A 14590-nucleotide genomic window follows, 5' to 3' on the forward strand; every position below is an offset into this window, starting at 1 on the left:
GAGTCGGGCCTGAGTCGAGCGGCGGTCGAGTGCGGCCCAAACCCTACGGTCGTCCCTACGGTCGGACCGTATTGAGGCCCTATACCACCCCTCCTAACCTCCCTTTTCGTATGGGAATTCGAAAGCCCGTCAGGGCAACTGATTGAAAAGGGGCGGACCTCCATGGAGGATCTTTTCGCGGAGCTGCGCGGCGGAGCCGGCCACTCCCGCCTGGACGACACCCGGCTGCCCGACCTCAAGCCGCAGCCGGAACGCCGTCACGAGCCGTTCCCGCTCACCGACATCCAGCAGGCCTATCTGATCGGCCGCCACAAGGGCCTCGAACTCGGCGGCATCTCCAGCCAGTACTACCTGGAGTTCGACTGTCCAAGCCTCGACCTCGACCGGCTCACCGACGCGCTGCGGAAGGTCGTCGAACGGCACGACGCCCTGCGCACGGTGGCCGGCCCCGACCAGACCCAGCGGGTCCTCGCCGTCGACGAGGTGGAGCCGTACGTCATCCGCCGCACCGACCTGCGCGGCCGCTCCGCCGGGGAACAGACCGCCGAGATCGACCGCATACGGGCCGAGCTCACCGAGCAGGTGCTGCCGGCGGACCGCGCCCCGCAGCTCGACATCCGCGCCACCCTGCTCGACGACGACCGGATCCGGCTCCACCTGGCCGTGGACCTGCTCTTCCTCGACATGCGCGGACTGCGTCGGCTCCTCGACGAGTGGCGCCGCTTCTACGACGAGCCCGACCGGCGCCCGGAGCCGCTGGAGCTGTCGTTCCGCGACTACGTGCTCGCGCAGGAGGAACTGCGCGGCGACGCCCTGGGCCGGGAGGCCGCCGCCTACTGGGCGGACCGCCTCGACACCCTGCCGCCCGCCCCCGAGCTGCCGCTCGCCGCCGCGCCCGAGCAGCTCGGCACCCCCCGCTTCGTACGGCACCGGGCCGTCCTCGCACCGGAGCGCTGGCAGGCGCTGCGGGCCGCGGCCGCCCGGCACGGGCTCACCGCGTCCGGGGCGCTCCTCGCGGCGTACGCCGAGGTGGTGCGGACCTGGTCCCGCCGGCAGGAGTTCACCCTGACCGTCACCCAGTTCCACCGGCTCGGGCTGCACCCGCAGCTCGACTCCGTCATGGGCGACTTCCTCGCCCCCAGCCTGCTCGCCGTCCGCGGCCGCGCCGAGGAGACCTTCGAGCAGCGGGCCCGCGCCGTGCAGCGGCAGGCCCTTCAGGACCTGGCGCACTCCTCGTACGGCGGCATCAGGGTGCTGCGCGACCTGGCCCGCCGCAACGACGACGGCCGGGCCTCGATGCCCGTCGTCTTCTCCAGCACGCTCGGCGCCGGCGACGGCGCTCCCGACGAGGGACGCCTGGAGTCCTTCGGAGAGCTGGTCCACGACCACAGCCGGACCCCTCAGGTGTGGCTGGAGAACCAGATCCTCGAACTCGACGGCCGCCTCACGGTCAACTGGAACGCGGTCGAGGGACTGTTCCCCGAAGGCACCCTGGAGGCCATGTTCGAGGCGTACGTGACGCTGCTCGACCGGCTGGCCCACGACGCCTCCGTGTGGGACGCCACCCGCGGGATCGTGCCGCTGCCGGCCGCCCAGCGCGAGGAGCGGGAGCGGGCCAACGCCACCGCCGAGGACATCCCGCCCGCGCTGCTGCACGAGCTGGTCGCCGAGGCGGCCGCCCGCAGGCCGGACGCCGTCGCCGTCGTCACGCCCGGCACCGAGACCACCTTCCGCACCCTCACCGAGGACGCCCACCGCATCGCGCACCGGCTCATCGACGATCCCGGCACCGCGCCCAACGAGATCGTCGCCGTGTCGATGCGGCCGGGCGCCGCCCAGTACTCCGCACTGCTCGGCGTGCTCCACTCCGGCGCCGCGTACGTCGCCATCGACCCCGAACTGCCCGAGGAGCGTCGCCTGAAGCTCCTCGCCCGGTGCTCCGTACGGGCCGTGGTCACCGACCCGGAACTGCGCGACACCCTCGCCTGGCCGGCCGGCGTGACGGTGGTGACCGCCGAGGACGAGGCCACCCGCTCGTGCTCCGCGAAGCGCCCCGAGCGCCGGCAGGGCCCCGACGACCTCGCCTACGTCATCTTCACCTCGGGCTCCACCGGCGAACCCAAGGGCGTGATGATCACCCACCGCAGCGCCGCCAACACCGTGCAGGACATCAACCGCCGCTTCGGCGTCGGCGAGGACGACCGCACGATGGCGCTCGCCCCGACCGGCTTCGACCTGTCCGTGTACGACGTCTTCGGCGTCCTGGGCGCCGGCGGAGCCGTCGTGGTGCCCGACCCGGCGCGCGGCAACGACATCGCCCACTGGTCGCAGCTCATCGGCCGCTACGGCGTCACCATCTGGAACAGCGTGCCCGCCCCGATGCGCATGTGGATCGACTCGCTCGGCGACGGGGGAGTCCCGCGCGGCTGCCGGCTGCGGCTCGCCCTGCTCAGCGGCGACTGGATCCCGGTCGACCTGCCGAACCGGATCCGCGAGAAGATCCCCGCGATGCGGGTGATCAGCCTCGGCGGCGCCACCGAGGGCTCGATCTGGTCGATCCACCACCCGATCGAGAACGTCTCGCCCGACTGGTCGAGCATCCCCTACGGCAAGCCGCTCGCCAACCAGACCATGCACGTGTTCAACCAGTGGCTGGAGCCCTCGCCCGTCGGCGTCACCGGCGAGATCTTCATCGGCGGCACCGGCGTGGCCCAGGGCTACCTCGGCGACCCCGAGCGCACCGCCGAACGCTTCCTCGTCCACCCCGTCACCGGGGAGCGGGTCTACCGCACCGGCGACCTCGGCCGCTATCTGCCCGGCGGCGACATCGAGATCCTGGGCCGCGAGGACTTCCAGGTGAAGATCAACGGCTACCGGGTCGAGCTGGGCGAGATCGAGGCCGCCCTGCTGCGCCGGCCCGGCGTGCGCACCGCGCTCGTCACCGCGCCCGCCCACGCCCGCACCGGACAGCGCCAGATCGCCGCGTACGTGGTGCCCGAGCCCGGAGCGGAACCCGACCCGGCCGAGCTGCGCGAGGCACTGACCGCCGTGCTGCCCGGCTACATGGTGCCCAGCCGCTTCCTCACCCTGGACACCCTGCCCCTGACGGCGAACGGCAAGATCGACCACAAGGCGCTGCCCACGCCGTGGAACGACGACTCCGACACCGCCTCCAGCCGGGTGGCCCCCCGCAGCAGGGTCGAGGAGCGCCTGTTCGCCCTCTGGTCCCAGCAGCTCGGCCACAGCGACTTCGGCGTGGAGGAGGGCTTCTTCGACATCGGCGGCGACTCCCTGCACGCCGTCGGCCTGCTCGCGCTGCTGCGCGGCGAGTTCGCCATCGAGCCCGACACGGAGCAGGAGATGGTCGAGGGCCTGTTCATGAACGCGTCGATCGCGTCCTTCGCCGAACTGATCGCCAAGCTCGAGGAGCCCGTCGCGTGACCACCCACCACGACCCCGCCGCGGACACCCGCGAGTGGGAGTACCTGATCGTCGGAGCCGGCTCGGCCGGAGCCCTCACCGCCGCCCGGCTCGCCGCCCGGGACTCCGGGAACGTCCTGCTCATCGAGGCGGGCGAGGACCAGCCGCGCCCCCGGGACCGGGCCCACCCGCTGGCCGACGCGGGACGGCTCGTGCTCGCCGGCCACAACTGGGACTACCGGGCCAACCTGCGCACCAGCGACCGCCTGGAGGAGCTGGTCCGGGGCGGGGCACCGGCGGCCGGGACCGGCCGGACCGGCGGCCGGGCGGAGGCCCGGGCGCTGCGGGACCGCTTCCCGTACCAGCTCGGCAAGGTCGTCGGCGGTGGCTCCGCCGTCAACGGCGCCATCGCCCTGCGCGGCCTGCCCCGCGACTTCGCCGCCTGGGAGGCCGCCGGCAACCCCGACTGGTCCTGGGAGCGGGTGCTGCCCTTCTACAAGGACATCGAGAACGACGCCGACCACCCCGGCCGGCTGCACGGCGACAGCGGGCCGCTGCCGATCCGCCGCACCCCCCGCGACCGGGTCCACCCGCTGGACGCCGCCTTCTGGGAGGAGTGCAACCGGCAGGGCGTCGGCGACCTGCCCGACCTCAACGACGGCCGCGAGGCCGGCGTCGGCCCCATCCCCGGCAACGCCGTGGACGGCGAGCGCATCGACGCCTCCACCGCCTTCCTGAGCGGCGTCCGCGAGCTGCCCAACCTCCGGCTGCGCACCGGACTGCGCGTCACCCGGGTGCTGTTCGAGAAGAACCGGGCCGTCGGCGTGGAGGCCGAGCTCGACGGCCGGCTCGTCACGATCCGGGCCCGGAACGTCGTGCTCAGCGCCGGGGCCGTCGGCACCCCCGTCATCCTCCAGCGCTCGGGCGTCGGCGCGGCCGGGCTGCTCGCGGCGCTCGGCATAACCCCCGTGGCCGACCTGCCCGGCGTGGGCCGCGACCTGGTGGACCACCCCTCGGTCGTCATCTGGTCCAAGCCGGCCGACGGGGTCTGCACCCCCGGCCTGCCCTGGCGGCAGGTCGCGGCCAGGATGAGCAGCGGCTACGACGACGACGTCGACGTCCAGGTGGGGCTGCTCAACAACGTGGAGAGCCACACCATCCCCGGCTTCGTCGACCGGCTCGGCTGGCCGCTCGTCGTCGGCATCTCGGTCATGCTGATGCGCCCGCGCTCCCGCGGCCGGGTCTTCCTCGACAGCGCCGACCCGTTCGCCTCGCCCGTCATCGAACTGGGCCTGGGCACCGACGCCGAGGACGTGGAGCGGCTGTGCCACGGCGTGCGCCGGGCCTGGAGCTTCCTGCGGTCCCCGGGCCTGTCGAGCCGGCTGGTCAGGACCCAGTTCTGGAGCGACCGCATGGTCGCCAACGACGGCGTGCTGCGCAGCGGCGTCCGGCACATCATGAACCCCGGCTGGCACGCGGCCGGTTCGTGCCGGATGGGACCGGCCACCGACCCGTGGGCCGTCGCCGACCAGGAGGGCCGGGTCCACGGAACCGAGAACCTGCGCATCGCCGACGCCTCGCTCTTCCCGACCATCCCCAGCGCTCCCACCAACCTCACCACCCTGATGCTGGCCGAGAAGCTGGCCCGGAGTACGAAGGAGTGACCGTGCAGCCCGTATCAAGGCCCCCGGTGCGGCTCTACTGCTTCCCGCACGCCGGGGCGACCTCCCTGGTCTACCGCGGCTGGCAGCAGCTCGGCGAGCCGCACCTGCTGGTCCGGGGCGTCGACGCCCCGGGCCGCGGCACCCGCCGCCAGGAGCGGAAGGCCGCCGGCTACCACGCCCTCGTGCGGTGCATGGCCGAGCAGGTGGTGGCCGATCTGCTCACCGAACGCGAGCGGACGCCCGGCCTGCGCTGGGCCACCTTCGGACACAGCTTCGGCTCGACCACGAGCCTGGCGGTGGCGGCGGAGGTGACCCGCCAGGTCGGCGTCCCCCCGGAGCGGGCGGTGCTCTCCGGGGCGATCCCGCCCGCGCTCCAGCGGCCCGGTCCGCTCCTGGACTCGGTGTCCGACGAGGAACTGCTCGAACGGACCGCCGCCGACGGCGGGACACCGCCCGCCGTCCTCGCCGACCCGACGATGAGCCGCATCCTGCTGCGGATGCTCCGCGAGGACGACGCCGTGCGCGGCGAGTTCGCGCGGGAGGCGTCCGGGCTGCGGGTGGACTTCCCGCTCACCCTGATCGCCGCCCGCCAGGACGTCCACGCCCCGCCGGAGAAGGTCTGGCAGTGGGCCGCGCACAGCACGGCCCCGGTCCGCCGGGTCGAGATCGAGGGCGGCCACTTCGCCGCCGTCCAGCGCCCCAAGGACACCCTGACCACCATCGTCGACGACACCGACCCCGGGAAGGGGTGACCGCATGGCACGCAGCAGGTACGAGGCCGAGCACGAGCAGTTCCGGGTCACCTGCCGGGAGTTCCTCCACCGGGAGGTGCTGCCGCACCACGCCCGCTGGGAGCGGGAGGGCATCGTCGACCGCGAGGTGTGGCGCAAGGCCGGGCAGGCGGGCCTCCTCGGCATCGGCGTCGACCCCGCCTACGGCGGTGGCGGCGAGCCCGACTACCGCTATCCGGCGGTGTTCTCGCAGGAGATCATGTGGGCCCGGGCGACCGCCCCCGGCTTCGTCGCCCACAACGACGTCATCGCCACCTACCTCGCCGAGCGGACCACCGAGGAGCAGCGCAAGCGCTGGCTGCCCGGGCTGTGTTCGGGCGAGCTGATCGCCGCGATCGCGATGAGCGAGCCGGACGCCGGCTCCAACGTCGCCGACATCCGCACCACGGCGGTCCGCGACGGCGACTCCTACGTCCTCAACGGGCAGAAGACGTTCATCACCAACGGCGAGAACGCCGACGTCGTCGTGGTCGCCGCCAAGACCGCGCCCGAGCGCGGTGCCCAGGGCATCAGCCTGCTGGTGGTGGAGCGCGGCACACCCGGCTTCACCCGCGGGCGGCGCATGGAGAAGCTGGGCTGGCACGCCAGCGACACCTGCGAGCTGTTCTTCGACGACTGCCGGGTGCCGGCCGAGAACCTGATCGGCAAGGAGAACGCGGGCCTCGCCTACATGATGGCCGGGCTGCCCCGGGAGCGGCTGAGCATCGCCACCGTGGCCGTCGCGGCCGCCGAGCGGATGCTGGCCGACACGCTGGAATACGCCAAGACCCGCGAGGTCTTCGGGCAGAGCGTCGGCAGCTTCCAGCACAACCGCTTCCAGCTCGCCACCATGGACACCGAACTGACCATCGCCCAGGTCTTCCTCGACCACTGCGTCGCCGAACTCAACGCCGGGCGGCTGTCGGTGACGGACGCCGCCAAGGTGAAGTGGTGGACGACGGAGCTCCAGGTCGACATCGCCAACCGCTGCCTGCAGATCCACGGCGGCTACGGCTATCTGAAGGAGAGCGCGATCTCCCGCGAGTGGGCCAACAGCCGGGTGCAGACGATCTACGGGGGGACCACGGAGGTGATGAAGGAGCTGATCGGCCGGTCCCTCGGCCTCTGAAGCGCCCCGCGTCCGCCCGGCGTCCGTCCCCCGCCCGTCCCGCGTCCCTCCGGCGTCCCCCCCGGGCGTCCCCCCGGTCCGTCCCCCGCCCGTCCCGCGTCCCCGTCCGCCCCGCTTCCGGTCGACATGGCCGGGAGCGGGGCACACGCGGTCCGAAAACCGCACCTCTGGTTGCGACTTCGGGAACAGATCGGTCTAATGACGGCGTGGAGCAGTCACCGACGATCACCCAGGCCCTGTCCGCTGTCGGAGCCCGGCTCAAGCGGGTGCGCACCGCTCGCGGTGTCACCCTCGCGGCGCTGTCGGAGGCCACCGGCATCTCCAAGAGCACCCTGTCGCGCCTCGAAGCGGGACAGCGCCGCCCCAGCCTCGAACTGCTGCTCCCCATCGCCCAGGCCCACCAGGTCCCCCTCGACGAACTGGTCGGCGCCCCGGAGGTGGGCGACCCGCGCGTCCGGCTCAAGCCGCACGCCGTGAACGGCAACACCGTGCTGCCGCTGACCCGCCAGCCCGGCCCGCTGCAGAGCTACAAGATGATCCTGCCGGCCAGTCGGTCCACGCCGGAGCTGTGCACCCACGAGGGCTACGAGTGGCTGTACGTCCTCTCCGGACGGCTCCGGCTCGTCCTGGCCGACCACGACCTGGTCCTCGGCCCCGGCGAGGTCGCCGAGTTCGAGACCCGGCTGCCGCACTGGTTCGGCAGCACGGGGGAGGGGCCGGTCGAGGTCCTCAGCGTCTTCGGCCGCCAGGGCGAGCGGATGCACGTACGCGCCCGCCCGACACGCCGGACGCCCGCCTCCGGCGAGTGAGCCGGCGGCGGGCGCGGGGCGGAGGGGGCGCGGTGGCCGTCGCCCGTGCGTTCAGGACGCGGTGACGGAGACCTCCGCGCCCTGGACGGCGGCGCGGTGCGCGGCGAGATCACGCTCGATCTCCTCGTCCACCAGGTCGTGGTTGAGGGCGAACGCGGCCGCGGCGCCCATGCCCGCCGCGGTCACGGCCTGGGCCCGGGGGTCGACCACGTTGCCCACGGCCCACAGGCCCGGGCGGCTGGTGCGGCCGGCCCGGTCGGTGACCAGCCAGCCCTGCTCGTCCTTCTCGCAGCCGAGGCCGTCGAAGGCACCGTCGTTGGGCGTCATCTTCGGGAACAGGAACACACCGGCGCACTCCACCGTCCGTCCGTCGGCGAGCTCCACCGCGTGCAGCCGGCCGTCCTTGCTCAGCAGCGTGGACACCGGCCCCTCGACCACCTCGACCCCGCGGGCGTCCATGCGCTCGCGCTCCTCGTCGTCGAGCGGGCGGGTGTGCGGCACGTACACGACGTGCCGCGACCACTGGCGCAGCAGCAGCGCCTGCCCGGGGGAGGCCGGGTGCACGCCGAGCACGACGATCGGCTGGTCGCGGACCTCGTAGCCGTGGCAGTACGGGCAGAAGTGCACGTCCTCGCCCCACATCGCTCGCACGCCCGGGATCTCGGGCAGTTCGTCGCGCAGCCCGGTGGCCAGCACCACGTGCCGGGCGTCCAGGCTCGCGCCGCCCTCCAGCCGCACCACGTACCCGCCGGCCTCCCCGGCCTCCACCTGGTCCACCCGGCCCTCGATCCGGACCGCGCCGTAGCGCGCGATCTCCGCCCGGCCGGCCTCCAGCACGGTGAGCGGGGGCACGCCGTCGCGGGAGAGGAAGCTGTGCATGTGGGCCGAGGGGGCGTTGCGGGGCTCCCCGGAGTCGACGACGGCGACGGTGCGACGGGCCCGGGCGAGCACGAGCGCGGCATTCAGCCCGCCCGCGCCGCCGCCTATCACGATGACGTCGTACGAGGTTCGGTTCCTGGTGTCGTTGTTGGCGCCGGTCATGGCGATCACCTCCGCCGCCAGGGTGCGGTCCGCCGCCGCCCCGGGCAATCTTTGTTGCCGTTCCCGGGACGGGGCCGGCCGGACGGGGCGTCCTTTGGGGTGAATCAGGGGCCGCCGACCCATCGGCCGGGCCCCGATGTCCCTACCGTCGGCCTCATGCGCATCCGAATCATGGCCAGTGCGGTGATCCTCACGGCAGCGTGCTCCCTGACCACGGCCTCACCGGCTCCCGCTTCCCCCGCGGCAGGACGGGCCGCCCCCTTGCAGACGTTCGAGAACGTGTACACGGGCCTGTGTCTTGACGACAGTCAGGAGGCGGGGCTGCGCACGTTCCGTTGTCATGGCGATGCCTGGCAGAAATGGGAGGTCCACCGGGTCGACGGCGCCTACGCGGTGCTGCAGAACCTCGTGACGGCCGACTGCCTGGTGGACCAAGGGGGGTGGGCGGGCAGTCTGAAGACGGAACCGTGCGACCACCAGTCGCGCAACCAGCGGTGGCTCGCCGTGGGAGCGGGACCGAACATCATCCTGCGGAACCGGGCGACGGGGCTGTGCCTGGACGACAGCGAGCAGGGCGTCCGCACGTTCAGGTGCAACAACTCCAGCTATCAGCTGTGGCACTGACCACGCCGGCCGGAGCCGGCTCCGGAGCCGGCTCCGGCCTCGGCCCCTCAGGCCCAGGTACCCACCACCCGGGTGTTGTCGACGCCGGACAGGAAGTAGAAGTAGTACTCACCACCGCTCAGCTGGTAGAGCGGGTGGGCGGATCCCCCGCAGGGGATCCTCACCACGTTGCCGACCTTCCGGTCGCGTCCCCAGGTCACGTGGTAGAGCTGGCCCGCCACGACGTCGCTGTCGCAGTCGGCGCGCAGAGAGACGCTGTGCGCTCCGGCCGCGAGGTCGGCCTTCGGTGAGTAGCCGTTTCCGTTGAACCAGACGTCGAACGAGGCGGCGGCAGCCGACGGGGTCGCTTCGGCCGACGCCGCCGGGACGCCGGCGAGACCGAGGGTGAGGGCCGTGGTCACGGCCACGAGAACAGCACGCATGAGGACCTTTCCGAGCGGTGCGGGAGACAGACGGGACGGGAGTGCGCGCGGTCAGGCGCCTTCACCGATGACACGGGTGTTGTCGACGCCGGAGAGGAAGTAGAAGTAGTACCAACCGCCCTGCACGTTGTAGGTGACGTTCCGCGATCCCCCGCAGGGGACGAGGAAGACCGAGCCGACCTTCTTGTCCACGCCGAGCGCGGAGTGGTACAGCTGGCCCGCCACCGAGCCGCCGCCGTCGCAGTCGGCGGAGAGCGTGTACCAGTGGCGGCCCACGGTGAGGTTCTTGGTGGGCGAGTAACCGAACTGGTTGAACCAGATGTCGAAGAGGACCGACGCCCGTGACGAGGAGGCGATGCCTTCGGCGGGGGCCGGGGGCGTCGCCGAGGCAGGGGCGGACGCGGCGAGCAGCAGGCCGACGAGCGCGGCGCAGCAGGTCATAAACCGTGACATGTCGATCAACATAGACACCGCGGTGGCGGCACATGCCCGTGGCACAGGGGCTCGCGGACGCTCGTACGGGGCGTGCGGGGCGCACTCGTTCTTGGCCCCGAAGCCGGAGCGGGCCCGGCCCTCCGCGTGCGTCGAAGCCGCCGGTGTCAGCCGGGCGGTGGTTCGAGGACCGACAGCAGGTCGCGGTCCTCGACGGTCGCCAGCGACAGGGTCCGGTAACCCATGGTGTCGAACAGCACGGTGATCCGGTCGTCCTCCTCGCTGAGGACCGTGCCGTCGCCCCATTCCGGGTGGCGGACCCGCGCCCCGGTCGGGAAGGGGGACGGGGCCCGGCCCCGCTCCGTGCCCCCGGCCTCGGGGGCGTCCGCGGCCGGTGCCGCGTCGAAGGCGTCCGACGCGGCGCCCTCGCACACGTCGCAGTTCCCGCACGGAGCCTCGTAGGGCTCTCCGAAGTAGCCCAGGAGGAACCTGCGGCGGCATCCCGTGGTCTCCGCGTAGGCGCGGACCATCTCGACCCTCGTCCGCTCCAGCCTGCGGTGGGTCTGCGCGGCCTCGTCGGCCCGCGCGACCGCCTCGTCGGCGGACACGCCGGGCGCGGGACGCAGGGCGCCCGGGTCATCGGTGTCTGCCGCCCCCGCTTCCTCCAGGAGGTTGACCGCGGCCGTGAGGCGGTTGCGGGACAGCCCCGTCTCGTCCCGCAGCGCGTCCAGCTCCACGGGCTCCTGCCGCTCGTCGAGCCGGCGGGCGACCTTGCCGAGCGTCTCGCGGCCGGGCGTGCGGGCGGCGAAGAAGTTCTGCATGCCGGTGTCCTCGGGCCGGTAGTGCAGCACGGCGACCGCCGGTTCCCCGTCCCGGCCCGCGCGCCCGATCTCCTGGTAGTACGCGTCCAGAGAACCGGGAACGGCGGCGTGGAGGACGAAGCGTACGTCCTCCTTGTCGATGCCCATGCCGAAGGCCGAGGTCGCCACGACGACGTCGAGGGTTCCGTCGAGGAAGGCGTCGTGCACCCGGGACCGCTCACCGCTGCGCAGGCCCGCGTGGTAGGCGGCGGCCGTCAGCCCCAGGCCGGCCAGCTTTTCGGCGTACCGCTCGGTGTCCTTGCGGGTGGCGGCGTAGACGATCCCCGGCTTCGGCTCCCCGGCCGCACGCTCCACCACGGCGCGGCGCTTGTCGTCGTCGTCCTGGAACCGCACCACGTGCAGGGCGATGTTCGGCCGGTCGAAACCGGCGACGACCACAGCCGGCTCCTGCATGCCGAGCCGGTCCACGATCTCCTGACGTACCGCGGGAGCCGCCGTCGCCGTCAGCGCCAGCAGCGGCGGACGGCCGAGCCGCCGGACCGCCTGGGCCAGGCGCAGGTAGTCGGGCCGGAAGTCGTGCCCCCAGGCGGAGACGCACTGTGCCTCGTCGACGACGAACAACGCCGGCGACAGCCGCGAGAGCCGCTCCAGCACCTCGTCCTTGGCCAGCTGCTCGGGGGAGAGGAACAGGTACTCCGCGTCCCCGGCGCGCACCGCCTGCCACGCCTCCTCCGTCTCCTTCGCGGACTGGGCCGAATTGACGGCGACGGCCTGCGGGGCCCGGTGCTCCAGCAGCCCGGCGATCTGGTCCCGCTGGAGGGCGAGCAACGGTGAGACGACGACGGTGGGACCGTCGAGCAGCAGCGCGGGCACCTGGTAGACCGCCGACTTCCCGGCCCCGGTCGGCATCACGACCAGGGTGTCGCGCCCCGCCATGACCTCGTGCATCGCCCTCAGCTGCGCCGGCCGCAGCTCGTCCCAGCCGAACGCCGTCCCGGCCGCCTCACGGAGCCGGCCGGCGGTGTCAGCCACCGCCGGTGCCGTCTTCCGGCGTGCCGGAGTCCGCACTCCCGTTCCCGCCGGTGCGCGGGGAAGCCCCCTGCAGGCGGTCGATCATCCTGGACGCCTGCGCCTTCGTCAGGTCGGGCGGTACCTCCTCGCCCGCCTCTCGGGCCAGTGTCCGCAGGTAACTCAGCTGCGGGCCGGTGGCCGGCTCGTCGCCGGTCACCCAGTCCTCGACGTCCTTGCTCGGGTCCTGTGCGTCGCTCATGCCATACCGCTACCCGATTCACGGGAGGAATCCCACGGCGGCGAACCCCACAGCCCGGTCGGAGTCGGACGCTCCTCGCCGGAGACCGTCCTCGGACGCCGTGCTCGTCCCCTCCCGTCGACTGTGATCCCCGCCCCTGCGCTCAGGGTGGATCATCGGTGCCGTTATGGCACCGTGTGGCGCCCGCCAGGTGGCGGAGAACCTCGGACGTCGTCGCCCCAGCCAGATCGGCACCAGCACTCCCGTCGGGTCGAGCGCCCACCCGTGCGGTGCGGGTCCCGGCCCGCCTGCCTGCCTCTACGTCACACAACGAGTCGCCGACCATCCACGACCGGGTGAGGTCGAGATCCAGGTCGCGGGCGGCTTGGAGGAGCATCCCGGGGGCCGGCTTCCGGCAGCGGCAGGCGAGCCGGTACCGGGGCACCGTGCCCTCTGGGTGGTGCGGGCAGGCGTAGATGGCGTCGAGCCGAACCCCTTGGCCGCACAAGAGGGCGCGGAGCCGGTCGTGCATGGCGTTCAGGACGGTGGTGTCGAGTAGGCCGCGGGCGACCGCGCTCTGGTTGGTGACCACGACCAGTGCGAAGCCCTCTTTCTGGAGGGCGCGTAGCGGCGCCCCGATGTCCGGCTGGAGGAGAAGCTCGTCCGGGTGCGCGGGGTAAGGGCGGTGCTGCGTGAGGGTGCCGTCGCGATCAAGGAGTACAGCGGGTCGTCGGGAGTCGTCCGTAGTGCCGTCGGTGTGAGTCACTGGGCGGCGGCCCGCCCGGTGAGCCGGTCGATCCGGAGGGTGGTGGAATGCCCGTCCAGGTAGGGCACCGTGACGACACTGCCGCCCCAGCTCTCTACGAGGCCGGCTTCGGGGACGCGTCGCCCGGTGTAGTCCCCGCCCTTGACCCAGATGTCCGGGCGCAGCTCGGCCAGGACCCTTTCCGGGGTGTCCTCGTCGAACACGAGCACCCCGTCCACGCAGTCCAGCGCTCGCAGCAGCATCGCGCGTTCCCGCTCGCCGACGACCGGCCGGCTCTCGCCCTTGAGGCGGCGCACGGAGGCATCGCTGTTGAGGCATACGAGCAGGATGTCGCCGAGGCGGTGGGCCTGCTCCAGGAGAGCCAGATGCCCGGCGTGCAGCAGGTCGAAGCATCCACCGGCGGCGACCACGCGGCCGCCGCGCTCCCGCACGCGGGCGGCCAGTTCTCGCGGGTCGCTGGTGGCCGTGTCGGGCGGGGCGGTCAGCGAGGCGGGGCCGTTCGAGGCGACGTATCGCGTGGCGGCGTCGACGGCCGCAGCGATCGCGTGTGAGGGCAGCCGTCCTGTTCCGAGCACCAGCGCGGCGGTGACGGCCAGACGGTCGCCGGCCCCGCAGGTGTCCCCCGCGACCTGCCGCGTCGGGACCACCAGGGGGTGACTGTCGGGATCGGAGACGAGTACCGCGCCGTCGCCCCCTCTGGTGACGGCCACCTGCTTGACCGGCCATCGGGCCAGCAGCCGTACGGCCCGTGTCGCATCGCCCTTGAGGTCGCGCGGTGACGCGCACCCGGTGAGAGCGATGGCTTCGTCCGCGTTGGGCACGGCCAGCGCGGTGCCCGGGACCGGCGGGGCGCCCTGGGGGTGTGGGTCCCAGACCAGGGGCCGGCTGGTGGCCGCTTCGGTCAGGATCCGACGGACGTCTTCCCGTGCGGTGATGCCGCGTCCGTAGTCGCAGACGAGAACGGCGGATGCCTCCGCGAGCCGGGCCTGGAACTCGGGCGGGAGCGGGCCGTGCCGAGGTGCTGTGACGCTGCCGGTGTCTCCGTGCGCGCCGGGGCCCTCGGAGTCGGCTGGGCCGTTCTCGACGTCCCCGTCGACATCGCCGTCGGCATCGAAGCGCAGCAGCGTACGGTCGGCCGCGCGGACGCGGGTCTTCAATGGAGTGGCGCCGCTCGGAGCGAGGCTCACCACCTCGACTCCCGCTTTCCTCAGGAGGGCGCGGACCCGTGCCCCGGGCTCGTCCTGCCCGAGACCACACACGAGGGTGACCCGCCAGCCGGGCTCCCGCGCGGCGAGTACGGCGGCCATTCCCGCACCGCCCGGCCGTTCGCTGCTGCGCACGCCGGAGACGACCGGGACGGGGCCCTCGGGAGACAGCCGCTCGACCCTGCCGGTGATGTCACGGTCGAGCAGGACGTCACCGACCACCACCAACCGCCGTGTC

13 protein-coding genes are annotated in these 14590 nt (G+C 73.0%); 6 read left to right on the forward strand and 7 right to left on the reverse strand.

Annotation, left to right across the window (positions count from 1 at the left end):
* Positions 1-162 precede the first annotated feature (162 nt).
* From ABD954_RS29260 to ABD954_RS29280, 5 genes are all read left to right on the forward strand, one after another.
* A complete protein-coding gene (locus ABD954_RS29260; RefSeq protein WP_345490502.1) occupies positions 163-3441 on the forward strand; it encodes a non-ribosomal peptide synthetase in 3279 nt (1092 codons plus the stop codon).
* The gene (locus ABD954_RS29265; protein WP_345490504.1) at positions 3438-5084 is read left to right on the forward strand and encodes a GMC family oxidoreductase; all 1647 of its coding nucleotides are present in this window, start codon (positions 3438-3440) and stop codon (positions 5082-5084) included. Before ABD954_RS29260 ends, ABD954_RS29265 begins: the two co-directional genes overlap by 4 nt.
* A 2-nt stretch (positions 5085-5086) precedes the next feature.
* Complete coding sequence (locus tag ABD954_RS29270; protein ID WP_345490506.1) at positions 5087-5836, forward strand: thioesterase II family protein; 750 nt, start codon at positions 5087-5089, stop codon at positions 5834-5836.
* A 4-nt stretch (positions 5837-5840) separates the two neighbouring features.
* Entirely contained in the window at positions 5841-6983 is a 1143-nt protein-coding gene (locus ABD954_RS29275) for an acyl-CoA dehydrogenase family protein (RefSeq protein WP_345490508.1), read from the forward strand.
* A gap of 206 nt (positions 6984-7189) precedes the next feature.
* Positions 7190-7792 (forward strand): helix-turn-helix domain-containing protein, encoded by a 603-nt coding sequence (locus tag ABD954_RS29280; RefSeq protein ID WP_345490510.1) that lies wholly within the window; start codon positions 7190-7192, stop codon positions 7790-7792.
* A gap of 51 nt (positions 7793-7843) precedes the next feature.
* On the opposite strand, the gene ABD954_RS29285 is transcribed toward ABD954_RS29280, so the two are convergent.
* Entirely contained in the window at positions 7844-8833 is a 990-nt protein-coding gene (locus ABD954_RS29285) for an NAD(P)/FAD-dependent oxidoreductase (RefSeq protein ID WP_345490512.1), read from the reverse strand.
* A gap of 156 nt (positions 8834-8989) precedes the next feature.
* On the opposite strand from ABD954_RS29285, the gene ABD954_RS29290 reads away from it, so the two are divergent.
* Positions 8990-9457, forward strand: a complete 468-nt coding sequence (locus ABD954_RS29290; protein WP_345490514.1) for an RICIN domain-containing protein — start codon at positions 8990-8992, stop codon at positions 9455-9457.
* A 47-nt stretch (positions 9458-9504) separates the two neighbouring features.
* Here the strand turns inward: ABD954_RS29290 and ABD954_RS29295 are convergent, their stop codons facing one another.
* The 6 genes from ABD954_RS29295 to rfaE2 all read right to left on the reverse strand — a co-directional run bounded on the left by ABD954_RS29295 (position 9505) and on the right by rfaE2 (position 14577).
* Positions 9505-9879: a hypothetical protein gene (locus ABD954_RS29295; protein ID WP_345490516.1), complete on the reverse strand. Its 375-nt coding sequence runs from the start codon at positions 9877-9879 to the stop codon at positions 9505-9507.
* Positions 9880-9930: 51 nt separating this feature from the next.
* Positions 9931-10332, reverse strand: a complete 402-nt coding sequence (locus ABD954_RS29300) for a hypothetical protein (RefSeq protein ID WP_345490518.1) — start codon at positions 10330-10332, stop codon at positions 9931-9933.
* Positions 10333-10478: 146 nt separating this feature from the next.
* Positions 10479-12164, reverse strand: coding sequence for a RecQ family ATP-dependent DNA helicase (locus ABD954_RS29305; RefSeq protein WP_345490520.1), 1686 nt, complete (start codon positions 12162-12164; stop codon positions 10479-10481).
* Positions 12157-12402: a DUF3072 domain-containing protein gene (locus ABD954_RS29310; protein WP_345490522.1), complete on the reverse strand. Its 246-nt coding sequence runs from the start codon at positions 12400-12402 to the stop codon at positions 12157-12159. The genes ABD954_RS29305 and ABD954_RS29310 overlap by 8 nt, the downstream gene beginning before the upstream one ends.
* 142 nt (positions 12403-12544) lie before the next feature.
* Entirely contained in the window at positions 12545-13147 is a 603-nt protein-coding gene (locus ABD954_RS33700) for a D-glycero-alpha-D-manno-heptose-1,7-bisphosphate 7-phosphatase (protein ID WP_382745925.1), read from the reverse strand.
* Positions 13144-14577 carry a D-glycero-beta-D-manno-heptose 1-phosphate adenylyltransferase gene (gene rfaE2 / locus ABD954_RS29315; protein ID WP_345492534.1) on the reverse strand — a complete coding sequence of 478 codons (1434 nt, stop codon included), beginning with the start codon at positions 14575-14577 and terminating at the stop codon, positions 13144-13146. The genes ABD954_RS33700 and rfaE2 overlap by 4 nt, the downstream gene beginning before the upstream one ends.
* Between the last annotated feature and the right edge of the window lie 13 nt (positions 14578-14590).

The organism is Streptomyces roseoviridis, assembly GCF_039535235.1.
In the GTDB taxonomy this organism is placed as follows: domain Bacteria; phylum Actinomycetota; class Actinomycetes; order Streptomycetales; family Streptomycetaceae; genus Streptomyces; species Streptomyces roseoviridis.

What these genes read in the sequence shown, in the direction of transcription:
- ABD954_RS29260 (WP_345490502.1), top strand. Translation starts at nt 163, where the DNA reads ATGGAGGATCTTTTCGCGGAGCTGCGCGGCGGAGCCGGCCACTCCCGC.
- ABD954_RS29295 (WP_345490516.1), bottom strand. Translation starts at nt 9,879, where the DNA reads ATGCGTGCTGTTCTCGTGGCCGTGACCACGGCCCTCACCCTCGGTCTC.
- ABD954_RS29310 (WP_345490522.1), bottom strand. Translation starts at nt 12,402, where the DNA reads ATGAGCGACGCACAGGACCCGAGCAAGGACGTCGAGGACTGGGTGACC.
- ABD954_RS29285 (WP_345490512.1), bottom strand. Translation starts at nt 8,833, where the DNA reads ATGACCGGCGCCAACAACGACACCAGGAACCGAACCTCGTACGACGTC.
- ABD954_RS29275 (WP_345490508.1), top strand. Translation starts at nt 5,841, where the DNA reads ATGGCACGCAGCAGGTACGAGGCCGAGCACGAGCAGTTCCGGGTCACC.
- ABD954_RS29290 (WP_345490514.1), top strand. Translation starts at nt 8,990, where the DNA reads ATGCGCATCCGAATCATGGCCAGTGCGGTGATCCTCACGGCAGCGTGC.
- ABD954_RS29300 (WP_345490518.1), bottom strand. Translation starts at nt 10,332, where the DNA reads ATGTCACGGTTTATGACCTGCTGCGCCGCGCTCGTCGGCCTGCTGCTC.